This window comes from Streptomyces albidochromogenes, assembly GCF_005981925.1.
Lineage (GTDB): Bacteria > Actinomycetota > Actinomycetes > Streptomycetales > Streptomycetaceae > Streptomyces > Streptomyces albidochromogenes.
In genome coordinates this window covers 1-11,294 of the sequence record NZ_VBVX01000224.1, presented here as the reverse complement: position 1 = coordinate 11,294, position 11,294 = coordinate 1, and the positions used below count along the sequence as shown (strand labels likewise).

The following is an 11,294-nucleotide window of genomic DNA, read 5'->3' as shown; positions in this document are numbered from 1 at the left end:
CCCCGATCCTTCCCCCGACCCCTTCGGCCCGCCGCCCCTCCTGCGCGTGGTCGTCGCCGACGACAATCCGGTCGTACGGGCCGGCCTCACCGTCCTGCTCGGCGGCCGCGACGACGTGGAAGTCGTCGCCGAGGCGACCGACGGCCGCGAGGCGCTCGCGGCGGCCCAGCGCCACCGGCCGGACGTGGTGCTGCTGGACGTGCGGATGCCGGGCGTCGACGGCATCTCGGCGCTGCCGTACCTGGTGCGGGTGGCGCCGGTGATGATGCTGACGTACAGCCGCGAGAGCGAGATCGTGCGGGAGGCGCTGCGGCTCGGTGCGGGCGGCTATCTGGTGCACGGCGAGTTCAGCGCGGAGCAACTGGTGGCCGCCGTACGGGACATCAAGGCGGGCCGCGCCCACTTCTCGCCGTCGGCCCAGGACGCGCTGCTGGCCCACATGCGCGGCGGCGGCGCCGGTCCGGCCGACGCCGGGCCGGAGCTCCCGGAGGGGCTCGGCGAGGTCTACGCGACCGGCCGCCCGTACACGGGTGCGAGCCGGATCCCTGTCCACGCGGCGGCGCACGATGCGACTGCACACACCGGGTGGCAGGGCAATGCCGGTCCAGATGTCTCGAATTCGGGACGACTGAGCGAAAGTACTTCGCACCTGCAATCTGACATGGCACAGTATTCAACGGACCGGCAGCAGGCCCGGCGGGCGCGGAACGTACAGGACTTCGGACTGAGTGCGAGGGAGGTGGAGGTCATGGATCTGATCGCGTCCGGCATGAGCAATCAGCAGATCGCCGCCACCTGCTTCATCAGCGAGAAGACGGTGAAGAACCACATCAACCGCATCTTCGCGAAACTCCACAGCGCGAGCAGGAGCGAGGCGATCGCGCTGTGGCTGGGATCGGCGAGGGGGACGACGAGTCATGGCTGAACGCGCGAGCACGACGGCCCTCCGGCAGGCCCAAGCCGGCCTTTGGGCCCAGACTTGGGCCCACGGACCCTCCGCCGGGCCCTCTGCCCCGCCGTACGTTTCCACCATCGCGGAAACGCACACGTCGGCCGACCTCGGAGGGGCACCCCATGTCGAAGAACCTCACGCTCAAGACCGCCACGAAGGCCCAGCTCGCGATCAACACCTGGCGCGACACGGTCGTCACCCGCATGCAGAAGCGAGCGGACGAGGGCGCGAGCGTGGTGGAGTACGCGGGCCTGGTGGTCGTGATCGCGCTGATCGTGGTGGCGGTACGGGAGTTGGATCTGGACCAGACGATCTCAGAAGCGATCAGCGACGCCGTGGACGACATCACTGGCGGCTGATGACTTCTTCGCTTCGGCAGGACCGAGGGCAGACCCTCCCCATGTACGTCGTGGTGGTGGGGGGTCTGCTCTTTCTTGCGTTTGCCTACTTTGCCTTCGCTCAGGCCGCTGCCGCCCGCAACGGGGGCCAGTCGGCGGCCGATGCAGCCGCGATTGCCGCTGCTCAAGAGGTGCGGGATGAATTGACCGACGGTTTCATCCGCGACCTCAGCTCGCCGGAGATGCTGATCGATTGGCTCGATGGCAGAGGAGCGGTGGGGAGCGGGGAAGCTGCTGCGACGCAGTTGGCAGGCGAGAACGACTCGACGCTGCTGAACGTTTCCCCGATCCTCATCGACGGCAACCCGGCCTTCACGGCTGAGATCCGGACGAACTACACGGTGGGTGACTCGATCATTCCCGGTACGGAGAACAAACATTCCAAGGCCAATGCCACGGCAGTGATTGAGCCTCGCTGCCAGATCAGGTCAGGTAGTGATCCGTTGAAGCTGATCGAGATTGACTGCGAGGGCGGTGTGCGTTGGGAGATCGACCCAAAGGACATCGTCAAAGCCGACTTGCCGTATCCGAACGACCTGTTCTCTGTCCACTTGGCCGAGTGAATGCAAAGACAAGGAAGAGTTGCTGATGAACGTGCGGCAGACCATGAAGGCACGGAGGACGCTCACCGCAGTAGCACTCGCTACTGGTTTGGTCCTCACCGTGGCTGGTTGCGGCGGGGATGGCGGTGAGAAGCCTGAGGCTGTCTCATCCTCGAGTCCTGCCGAGGGCAACGAGGCGGAGGACAAGCCGAAGGGCGAGGAACCCAAGGTGCCGGAAGAACAGGTCTTGGCTGAGGTGCGGGGAGGTGCTGACAACACCACCCTAACGATCAACACCGCTGTACGGGACGAAGGCGGGTTTCTCACTGTTAGCGGCAAGGTGAAGAACGGAAAGGGCGGGAGCTGGAACCCCACTCCCTGGCGAGGGCAGGAGAAGGAGTTGTCTGGAAACTCCGCCTCAATGGCAGGTGCCTCTCTTGTGGATCGCTCAGGGAAGAAGAAGTACCTGATTCTGCGCGACACCGGTGGGCGCTGCCTCTGCACTCAATTCAGCGGTGCCTTCAAGGCCGAGGAAGAGCAAACGTGGTTCGCCCAGTTCCCCGCTCCGCCGGCAGAAACCACCGAGGTGGACTTTCAGATCGCCGACATGCCGGTGGCGACTATCGAGATCTCCGACGGTGAGTGAAGCCATGCCTGCCGTTACCTTGGTAAGTCGCCCAACGCATCTCACCGCGGTCACCCTTCTTGCAGCAGCGCTTGTCGCCGGTCTAACCGTGTCGCATGCGCACGCCGACCCCTCGCCCAGCGCTCCGCCCGGCAGCACCACCACGTCCCCGCCCCCCAATGTCGACTCCAACTCGCCGGGGCTCAAGTTGGGTGACGGGGCCACCCTCGCCCCCGCCCGCGTCATCGACATCAAGTCCGTCGTCGAGGACCTCGGTGGTGAGGAGCGTCGGGAGGACACCAACTCGGACGTGAAGTTCGCCCTCCAGGCCGAGGTGTTGTTCGGCAAGGACAGCGCGAAGCTCAACGCGGAGGCCGCGTCCCGGATCAAGGCCATCGCCGACGAGATCCTCGCCCAGAAGGCGACCAAGATCCGGGTCTTCGGTTTCACCGACGACCTCGGCTCGTACGAGCACGGCAAGGTGCTGTCCAAGAAGCGGGCGGACGCCGTGCAGCAGGAGCTGAACAAGTCCCTGGACTCGTCCGTCACGTTCGAGATCCGCGGGTACAGCGAGGACTACCCGATCGCCGACAACGACTCGGAGGAAGGCCGCAAGAAGAACCGACGTGTAGAGGTCTCCTTCCCGCGCGGTGAGGCGCCGGCGTCCGCCACCGAGAACTGAGGGACCGGTCACCACCTGGAAGCGGCAGGGCGCATCAGGTCCTCCCCAGTGTGCGGTCGCGGATACGGCGCAGGGCGAGCAGGCCGCCGACTCCGGGGATGACGGCGAGCCACCGGGTACCCGACGGGGCGGCGGCCGGGAGCGGCCAGGTGGTCGCGATGACGACGAGGTAGGCGGTGCCGTGGAGCGGGCCGGCGAGGCTGCTGACCGCCGGCGTGTGCGTGGTGAGCAGGTTGCCCAGCAGGACGACCAGCGACGCGGCTTCGACGCCGGCCGCGATCCGCAGCGTACGCACGACGTCACGTTCCCGTCGTCGAGCCGGGGCGGACGATCATGAGGACGACGACGGCCGCCCACAGCAGGTTGAAGACGCCGGTGAGCATGGCCAGGCGGGACGCCGTCGCGGCGTGCGGCGCCTGGTCGCCGGCGCCGTGGAGCGAGGCCAGCAGCCGCTTCTGCCGGGGCAGGATCGCCAGCGCCAGCAGGGCCGCGGCGATCGCCGTCAGGGCGAGCGAGACGGTCAGCCACGCGTCGGTGAGTACGCCGAGCTGGGCGCCGGTGGCGATCCCGAAGACCGGGACGGCGATGCCGGCGACGGCGTAGACGCGGCAGACCCGGTGCAGCAGAGCGGCGATCCCGACGGCCCGGCCGCCAGGCTCCCCGCCCGCCGCCTCCCCGCCGTCGCGCCCAGGGAAGCGGGCGTACCGGGGGAAGAGTGACGCGGCCACGGCGATCGGCCCGATCGCCAGGATCGCCGCGAGCACATGTATGGACAGCAGCAGCTTCGTCACCGCGGACTCCTCGGGGCGGGAAACCTATATGTTGGCTGCCAATAGGTACCACGCCTACACCTCACTTGTGTAGGCTGCCTACTCATGAGGGCAGACGCGGTACGAGGACACCTGGACGGGCTCCTGCTGGCCGTGCTCGAACCGGGGCCGCTGCACGGGTACGCGATCATCGCCGCCGTCCAGCAGCGCTCCGGCGGCGTACTCGACCTGCGCACAGGCACGATCTATCCGGCCCTGAACCGGCTGGAGCGACTCGGGCTGCTCAGCAGCACGTGGGAGTCCGTCGGCGAACGGCGACGGCGCTGCTACGCGCTCACCGAGGCGGGCCGAGGCAGCCTGGCCGGTGAGCGAACGGCGTGGGACGAGTTCACGACGGCCATCGGCTCGGTCCTGAACCCGGCGGCCCCGCCCAGCCCCGCAACGTGAACACCGCAGGCCGGACGGCCGACCCCGTCGAGGAGTACGCCGCGACCCTGGCGGGGGCCCTGTACGGACCGGCCCGGGACAAGGCCCGGCTGGTCGAAGAGGTGCGCGACGGCCTCGCGGAGACGGTGGCGGCGTACGCCGACGAGGGCCTGCCCCGTGACGAGGCGGCCCGGCAGGCGGTGCTGGAGTTCGGGAGCCCCGAGGAGATCGCGCCGAGCTGCCAGCGGGAACTGACCATCGCCCAGGCCCGGCACACCGCCCGGGCCGTCGGACTGGCAGCCCCGTTCCTGATCGCCTGCTGGTACCTGGTGTGGAGCGCCGACCCCGGCCAGGACTGGCTGCTGCCGCGCACGGCCCAGCAGTTGGCGGCCCATCTGGCCGGGGTCGCGGGCACGGCCGCGCTGCTGGCCGCCGCCATGACGGCGGTCACCGGCACCCTCGCGCGCCGGCTGCCCACGCCGCACCGCCTGCCCCTCGCGGTCGCGTGGGCCGGTACGACGGCCAGCGTGGCCATGGCGGTCGCCGCCCTGGCCCTCACCGTCGCCGCGCTCCTGGCCACGAACTGGCCGCTGATCGCGCTCGCCGGCTCCCTCGCCGCCGTGTCGCACGCCGTGGTGGCGGCCTCCGCCCGCGCCTGCCGCCGGTGCGCGAGGTCGACGGCGTAAACCGGGCTACGCGGGCGCGAGGCCGTCGGCCACCAGGCCCGCGAGTACCGCCTGCCCCAGGGCCTGCACCGCCGACTGCGGGCGGACCATCACCGTGAACTCCTTGATCAGGCCCTGGTCGTCGAAGTGGAGCAGGTCCATGCCGTGGATCTCCTTGCCGTTGACGACGGCACGGAAGATCAGCACCGCCGAGGGAGCCTCCTCCCCGTCCGCGCTCGTCTCCGCCGCGCCCTCGTACGCGCCCACGTACCGGAAGTCCTCGAAGGTCCGCAGCAGTACGCCGAACAGCCCCATCACCATCGGTTTGCCCTCGAACGGCTGGAACTTCACCGGGCTGTAGAGGCGGGTGTCCTCCGTGAACAGCCCCTCCAGGGCGGCGACGTCCTCCTTCTCGACGGCGGCGCGGAAGCGGGCGGCGGTGTCGGTGCTCATGGGACGGCCTCCATAGTCATCATTCTGATTACTCAGTTTCTTGACTATGATGATGTGGTCAGGCGCGACGAAAGGGAAGGGGGCCGTCGATGGCCTTGCGACATGCGGTCCTGGCCGCGCTGCTGGCGGGCGACAGCAGCGACGGGGACGACAGCGGCGAGTACAGCGGCTACCAGCTGGCCAAGGCGTTCGACATCGGCGTCGCGAACTTCTGGCACGCCCTGCCCCAGCAGCTGTACGCCGAACTGGCCAAGCTGGAGAAGGAGGGTTTGGTCGCCGGCCGGCACGTCGTGCAGGAGACCCGGCCCAACAAGCGCATGTTCCGCGTCACGCGGGCCGGGCTCGCCGAGTTCGAGGCCTTCGCCGCCGCGGCGCCGAAGGCCTCGTTCATCCGCGACGACCTCATGGTCAAGGTCCAGGCCGCCGACAGCGTCGACACGGGCCCGGTGATCGAGCAGCTGGAGGAGCAGGCGGCACTGGCCGAGGCCAAGATCGAGCTCTTCGGCAAGGTGCTCCGCAAGATGCGCGGCGAACTCGACGAGGAGGAGTTCCTGCGCCGGGGCGACCGGATCGGCCCGTACCTCACCTGCCTGCGCGGCCTGGCGCATGAGCGGGAGAACCGGGACTGGGGGCTGCGCGTGGCGGCCGTACTGCGCGAGAGGCGGACCGATGAAGCGCGATGAGCCGTACGGGCGCTACGTCGCCCTGGGGGACAGCCAGACCGAAGGACTCGGCGACGGCGACGACACCACCGGCCTGCGGGGCTGGGCGGACCGCCTCGCCGAACACCTCGCAGCCGCCAACCCCCTTCTCCAGTACGCCAATCTGGCCGTACGGGGACGCCTGGCCAGTCAGGTCCGCGCCGAGCAGCTCGCGCCGGCCCTGGAGCTGCGGCCCGACCTCGCGACGGTCGTCGCGGGAGTCAACGACCTGATGCGGCCCTCGTTCGACGCCGCCCGGGTGGTGGGTCACCTGGAGGCGATGTTCGCCGCCCTGACCGACTCCGGGACCCGCGTCGTGACGGTCACGTTTCCCGACATCACGCGGGTCGTGCCGCTCGCCCGGCCCCTGCGTTCGCGCGTGCACGCGCTCAACGCGGGCATTCGCGCGGCGGCCGCCCGGCACGACGCCGTGGTCGTGGAGATCGCCGAGCACCCCTTCGCCACCGACCCGCGCCTGTGGACCGCGGACCGGCTCCATCTGAGCCCGCTCGGCCACGAACGGTTCGCGGCCGCCGCCGCCCACGCCGTACGGCTGCCGGCCATCGACGGAACCTGGGCGGACCCGCTGCCCGCGCTGCCCGCCAGCACCGGCCGGCAGGCGGCGCGGGCCGAGCTGCACTGGCTGGCAGCCCACCTCGGCCCCTGGCTGGGGCGACGCCTGCGCGGCCGTTCCTCCGGGGACGGCCGCGAGGCGAAGCGGCCGCGTCTGCTGGCGGTGAGCCCGCCCGTGTGACGGCACCGGCCACCGTCGGTGCCGCCGGCCGATGTCCCGGCCGGATGCGGCGGCGAAGACTGGGCGAGCGACTCGCCTCTGAGCCCGGCGGGAAAGGAAGCACGCATGCGTACGTTCAAGCTGCAGGCCCAGATCACCGTCGACGGGTACATGGCCTGCCCAACGGCGAGATGGACTGGCTGACATTCCAGTGGACGGGCGCCATCAACGCCCACATCGACGCGCTCACCGACCCGGTCGACTGCATCGTCCTGGGCCGCAAGCCGGCCGAGGGGTTCATCCCGACCTGGGCGGCCGGCCCCGAGGGGGAGGACCGGGCGTCCATCGACAAGATGAACAACACGCCCAAGGTCGTCATCTCCCGCACCCTCACCGAGTCGACCTGGGAGAACGCCGTGGTCGCCGGCGATCTCGCCGCGACAGTGAACGGCCTGAAGGCCCGGCCCGACATGATCGCGTATGGGGGGCGGCACGCTCGTCGCGAGCTTGATCACCCAGGGGCTCCTGGACGAACTCCACCTCTTCGCCAACCCGACCGCGACCGGCGCCGGAATGCCCGTGTTCGGCGACCTCAGCGACTCCGCCTCGTAACGGCCCGGCCCTTCGACTGCGGCATCACGGCGCTGCACTTCGAACCGAAGCGCGTTTGACCCCCCGGCGGGGACCGCCGGATATTGGGATGCGGGCCGGTGGACGCGGTCGTAGGGTCGACGCCCGTGGACCCCCTCACCGACCAACAGATCCGCTCGTCCTTCGTGAACTGCACCAAGGGCGAGGCGACGCGCCTGCGACTGCCACTCGACTTCGCCGAACTGCCGTGGGAGGACCTGGACTTCATCGGCTGGGTGGACCCGGGAGCCCCGCTGCGGGCCCACCTCGTCCTGCCGCGAGCCGACGGACCCGTCGGAATCTCGCTGCGGGTCCCCTCCGTGAGCCGCACCAGTGCGGTGAAGTCCAGCCTGTGCCAGGTGTGCCTGACGGGCCACGCGTCTTCCGGTGTCACCCTGCTCGTCGCCCCCTTGGCGGGCGCTCGGGGCCGCGAGGGCAACACGGTCGGCATCTACATCTGCGCGGACCTCGCCTGCCCCCTGTACGTGCGAGGCAAGCGACAGCCGAAGCTCCGCACCGGACGGTACGAGGAGTCCCTGACGCTGGACGAGCGTCTGGCCCGGATGTCCGGCAATCTCGACGCTTTCGTGGCCAAGGTCACCGAAGCCTGAGCGAGCCCCGCTCGGTGATCTCCACCGCAGCCCGTCGAGCGAACACGCGGACCACACGCGAAAGCCGTGCCGCCCTGCGCCGCAACCGCCGGGCGGCACGCCCCGACGTACCGCCCCCGCCCCCAACCCGACACAAAGCACCTCTCCACCCTCCCCGAATAGCCAGAAGCTGCACAAGTAGGGCATCGATCCCCGTCATCTGACGGTTTCGGTTCACCGCCTCCGCTCAACCCTCCACCCACCTCGCACGCTCGCGATCCGTCCGGCTCACGGCCCACCGGCCGGATGCTCAAGTGGGACGCGAGTGCGGTGTCGCACCAACATCCGTCGCCGCAGTCGCTGAGCCAGGGGCCGAGCTACCCCCGAAAGCTTCCGCGCCTCCCTACCCCACACCCGCCGCCCGGCAACGGCGACCAGCAACTCCCGAGCCTCCCCCGTGGGCTTCCTTTCGGGGCCGCCCCCCTTAAGCAATGCGTCGGAGGTTCGGCTGTCAAGGGTCAAAGCGAAGCGCAATCGCCGAAGGCGACGCGACGCAGGAGCGCCCTTGACGGCCGGGCCTCCGACGCCACACTCCGGAAAAGGCGGCCCCCACACCAGAAACAACCACCGCCCCAGGCCCAACAGCGCTCCCGGGTGGTGGGGTGCGTCAGCTCCCGTGCGACGAAGCGGCGTACCTCGCGAAGTGCGACCAGGTGGTGGAGGTGAGGGTGAGGGTTGGCCCGTCGGGGATCTTGGAGTCCCGGACGTGGACTGCGGTGGGGCAGGTGGCGATTTCGACGCAGGCGCCACCCTCGCTGCCGCTGTACGTGGACTTGCGCCAAGCGTAGGCGACTTCGAGGCAGGCCCCGCCTTGCTCGCTGCTGTAGCTGGACTTGAACCACTCAAGTGCGGTGCTCATTGCTCTCCTAGCAGCCGGTCCAACAGGCCCTTCGTTTCGTCGGGGTTGAGGGCCTGCGTTCGCAGCATCGCATATTTGCGCTCCAGGATGCTCACCTCGTCGGGATGAGAAATGAGCTGGCTGCCGCGTTGCGTCTCGGCATACGCGAGGTGTTGGTGGTCCGGTGATTCAAGCACGATGAAGGGGCCGGAGAGCCCTGCGTGAGTCTGCCGTCCGAGCGGCATGACCTGGAGGGCGATGCCCGGGAGATCGGCACATGATCGAAGGTGGCGCAGCGTTTCCGTGTGCACGCCATTGCCGCCCAGGCGGTCGATCAGGACTGCCTCGGAGACGATGAAGCTCGCTGTCGGGGGTTCCGCGCGCCGCAGGATGTCCTGCCGTGCCAGCCGGGCTGTGACGCGCTGCTCGATTTCCTCGGAACTGAGCGCGGGTACGTCTGTACGGAAGACTGCTCGGGCATAGCCTTCCGTCTGAAGCAACCCCGGCAGCACCTGGTTCTCGAACCACGACAACGCGATCGCGTCCCGCTCCAAGTCCATGTACTGCTCAGCCCAAGCCGGGATCAGGTCGATCTCCGGCATGTTGTCCACCGCCGTCTCCAGCGCGTGCTTGGTGTCCAGCAGGCGGTCCAGCAGCCTCGCCAGGTCCGGCTTGAGCGGCCGTCTGCCCTGCTCGACGGAGGCGACCGTCTCCTCGCCCGCGCAGATCCGTTCCGCCAGCTCCCGTTGTGTGAACCCCGCGTCCTCCCGGAACCGGGCCACCAGCGCGCCCACGAGCTTCATCGCCGAGGCGTTCTTCCGCTGCCGCTTCCTGGGGTGCATGACTGTCCAACTCCCCACCCCCCTCCGTACGTCACGCCTGTCCGACCCGTACGGATTTCTTGTACGGGTGCGCGCACTGCCTCACCGTAGTCACACTGCGTCACGGTCGTCTCATGAACGAGACGATGCAACACCCGTTGCTGCGCGAGCGGTTCTACCGCCGGGAACGTCGGTCCGTGGCCGCTGCCAGGGACTTCGCGCACACCGTCCTTGCCGAATGGCAGCTCGGAGTGTGCCTGGACGACGTACTGCTGTGCGTGAGCGAGCTGGCCACCAATGCCCTGCTGCACGGTGTTCCGCCCGGGCGTGGCTACCGCCTCCGGTTGTGGCTCGGCGGAGACGTTCTCCGCATCGAGGTCCACGACAGCGGGACCGGCGTCCCCAGGGTCCGGGAGCCGGACGGCGAGTCGGGGCGGGGGCTGTTGCTCGTGGCGGCGCTGGCAGACAGGTGGGGGGTCGGGGAGCGGGAGCCCGGGAAGGTGGTGTGGTGCGAGTTCGCCGTCGTGGAGGGCGGCGTACCCTCCTGCGGCGTTACTTCTTGAGCAGGTCCACCAGACGGGACAAGCCGTCCGCCGCGTGTCCCTCCGCGACCGACCGGTCGAGCAGCTTCTGGAACGGTACGAACAGTTCGGGGCTGACGCCCTGGTCGTCGTACGTGTCGATGAAGTTCGCGAACGCCGCCTGGTTGATCCCGAGGCTCGACACGTCCGTCAGGTGCTGCCCGGAATCCACGGCCTCGGCCATCCCCGGGACCACCCCGCTCAGCATCGCCGAGAGCCAGGCGTGCAGCGGCTCGGCGAAGTCGGTGGCCGCGATGTTCTCCGTACCGATCAGGGCGAACGCCTGGGCCACGCCCATGATCATGCCGTACATGCCGGTCAGCAGGGCCAAGTCGTGCAGGGCCGCGCGGCCCGGGTCGGTGCCGACCCACTGCGTGCCGGCGAGGGCGGCGAGGGTGAGGCGGTGGGTCTCGTACGCCTGCTCGTCGCCGCTGTAGAGGATGTACGCGGCCGGGGTCGCGATCATTTGCGGGACCGCCATGATCCCGCCGTCGATGTACGCGGCTCCCTGCTTCTCGGCCCAGGTGGAGAGGGTGCGGGCCTGCGCTGGGGTGCCGTTGGTGAGGTTCACCAGCGTCCTGCCGGTGAGGTCGACGGTGGCCAGGGCGTCGGCGACGTTGTCGTTCGTCGTGAAGCACATGATCACCAGCGGGCTCGCCGCCACGGCGTCGGTGACCGTCTCCGCGGGGGTGGCTCCCTGGGCGACCAGCGGTCCAGTCTTCGCCGCGGAGCGGTTCCAGACGGTGACCGGGTGGCCGGCCTTGAGGAAGGCGGCCGCCAGGGCGCTGCCCATCATGCCGAGGCCGAGGACGGACACGGGAGGGAGG

18 protein-coding genes are annotated in these 11,294 nt (G+C 69.5%); 12 read left to right on the top strand and 6 right to left on the bottom strand.

Translation table 11 applies throughout. The features are described from left to right. From E2E34_RS24620 to E2E34_RS24600, 5 genes are all read left to right on the top strand, one after another. Window positions 1-925: response regulator (locus tag E2E34_RS24620; RefSeq protein ID WP_138904104.1), on the top strand; the 925-nt coding region annotated here is incomplete at its 5' end. 149 nt (window positions 926-1,074) lie between these two features. After that, a complete protein-coding gene (locus E2E34_RS24615) occupies window positions 1,075-1,311 on the top strand; it encodes a hypothetical protein (protein ID WP_138904103.1) in 237 nt (78 codons plus the stop codon). 41 nt (window positions 1,312-1,352) lie between these two features. Then, window positions 1,353-1,913 (top strand): hypothetical protein, encoded by a 561-nt coding sequence (locus E2E34_RS24610; RefSeq protein WP_244316051.1) that lies wholly within the window; start codon window positions 1,353-1,355, stop codon window positions 1,911-1,913. Window positions 1,914-1,938: 25 nt separating this feature from the next. Next, entirely contained in the window at window positions 1,939-2,538 is a 600-nt protein-coding gene (locus E2E34_RS24605; protein ID WP_138904101.1) for a hypothetical protein, read from the top strand. 4 nt (window positions 2,539-2,542) lie between these two features. Next, window positions 2,543-3,199: an OmpA family protein gene (locus tag E2E34_RS24600; RefSeq protein ID WP_138904106.1), complete on the top strand. Its 657-nt coding sequence runs from the start codon at window positions 2,543-2,545 to the stop codon at window positions 3,197-3,199. A gap of 34 nt (window positions 3,200-3,233) precedes the next feature. Here E2E34_RS24600 and E2E34_RS24595 read toward each other — a convergent pair whose 3' ends face one another. Continuing rightward, entirely contained in the window at window positions 3,234-3,494 is a 261-nt protein-coding gene (locus E2E34_RS24595) for a hypothetical protein (protein WP_138904100.1), read from the bottom strand. 4 nt (window positions 3,495-3,498) lie between these two features. Beyond that, window positions 3,499-3,990: a hypothetical protein gene (locus E2E34_RS24590; protein WP_138904099.1), complete on the bottom strand. Its 492-nt coding sequence runs from the start codon at window positions 3,988-3,990 to the stop codon at window positions 3,499-3,501. An 84-nt stretch (window positions 3,991-4,074) separates the two neighbouring features. On the opposite strand from E2E34_RS24590, the gene E2E34_RS24585 reads away from it, so the two are divergent. Then, complete coding sequence (locus E2E34_RS24585; RefSeq protein ID WP_138904098.1) at window positions 4,075-4,416, top strand: PadR family transcriptional regulator; 342 nt, start codon at window positions 4,075-4,077, stop codon at window positions 4,414-4,416. Beyond that, complete coding sequence (locus E2E34_RS24580; protein ID WP_138904097.1) at window positions 4,413-5,081, top strand: permease prefix domain 1-containing protein; 669 nt, start codon at window positions 4,413-4,415, stop codon at window positions 5,079-5,081. Before E2E34_RS24585 ends, E2E34_RS24580 begins: the two co-directional genes overlap by 4 nt. 6 nt (window positions 5,082-5,087) lie before the next feature. Here E2E34_RS24580 and E2E34_RS24575 read toward each other — a convergent pair whose 3' ends face one another. After that, entirely contained in the window at window positions 5,088-5,513 is a 426-nt protein-coding gene (locus E2E34_RS24575; protein ID WP_138904096.1) for a nuclear transport factor 2 family protein, read from the bottom strand. 89 nt (window positions 5,514-5,602) lie between these two features. On the opposite strand from E2E34_RS24575, the gene E2E34_RS24570 reads away from it, so the two are divergent. The 4 genes from E2E34_RS24570 to E2E34_RS24555 all read left to right on the top strand — a co-directional run bounded on the left by E2E34_RS24570 (window position 5,603) and on the right by E2E34_RS24555 (window position 8,188). Next, the gene (locus tag E2E34_RS24570; RefSeq protein WP_138904095.1) at window positions 5,603-6,196 is read left to right on the top strand and encodes a PadR family transcriptional regulator; all 594 of its coding nucleotides are present in this window, start codon (window positions 5,603-5,605) and stop codon (window positions 6,194-6,196) included. Next, complete coding sequence (locus E2E34_RS24565; protein WP_138904094.1) at window positions 6,183-6,968, top strand: SGNH/GDSL hydrolase family protein; 786 nt, start codon at window positions 6,183-6,185, stop codon at window positions 6,966-6,968. The genes E2E34_RS24570 and E2E34_RS24565 overlap by 14 nt, the downstream gene beginning before the upstream one ends. 170 nt (window positions 6,969-7,138) lie before the next feature. Next, on the top strand, window positions 7,139-7,618 hold the full coding sequence (locus tag E2E34_RS37525; RefSeq protein ID WP_244316049.1) for a dihydrofolate reductase family protein: 480 nt from the start codon (window positions 7,139-7,141) through the stop codon (window positions 7,616-7,618). Window positions 7,619-7,684: 66 nt separating this feature from the next. After that, window positions 7,685-8,188, top strand: coding sequence for an FBP domain-containing protein (locus E2E34_RS24555; RefSeq protein WP_138904093.1), 504 nt, complete (start codon window positions 7,685-7,687; stop codon window positions 8,186-8,188). 646 nt (window positions 8,189-8,834) lie between these two features. Here E2E34_RS24555 and E2E34_RS24550 read toward each other — a convergent pair. Further along, a complete protein-coding gene (locus E2E34_RS24550; protein WP_138904092.1) occupies window positions 8,835-9,086 on the bottom strand; it encodes a DUF397 domain-containing protein in 252 nt (83 codons plus the stop codon). After that, entirely contained in the window at window positions 9,083-9,907 is an 825-nt protein-coding gene (locus E2E34_RS24545) for a helix-turn-helix domain-containing protein (protein WP_138904091.1), read from the bottom strand. The genes E2E34_RS24550 and E2E34_RS24545 overlap by 4 nt, the downstream gene beginning before the upstream one ends. Before the next feature lie 113 nt (window positions 9,908-10,020). On the opposite strand from E2E34_RS24545, the gene E2E34_RS24540 reads away from it, so the two are divergent. Further along, the gene (locus E2E34_RS24540) at window positions 10,021-10,449 is read left to right on the top strand and encodes an ATP-binding protein (protein WP_138904090.1); all 429 of its coding nucleotides are present in this window, start codon (window positions 10,021-10,023) and stop codon (window positions 10,447-10,449) included. Here E2E34_RS24540 and E2E34_RS24535 read toward each other — a convergent pair. Beyond that, window positions 10,439-11,284 (bottom strand): NAD(P)-dependent oxidoreductase, encoded by an 846-nt coding sequence (locus E2E34_RS24535; protein WP_244316053.1) that lies wholly within the window; start codon window positions 11,282-11,284, stop codon window positions 10,439-10,441. The two genes, E2E34_RS24540 and E2E34_RS24535, sit on opposite strands and share 11 nt — an antisense overlap. Between the last annotated feature and the right edge of the window lie 10 nt (window positions 11,285-11,294).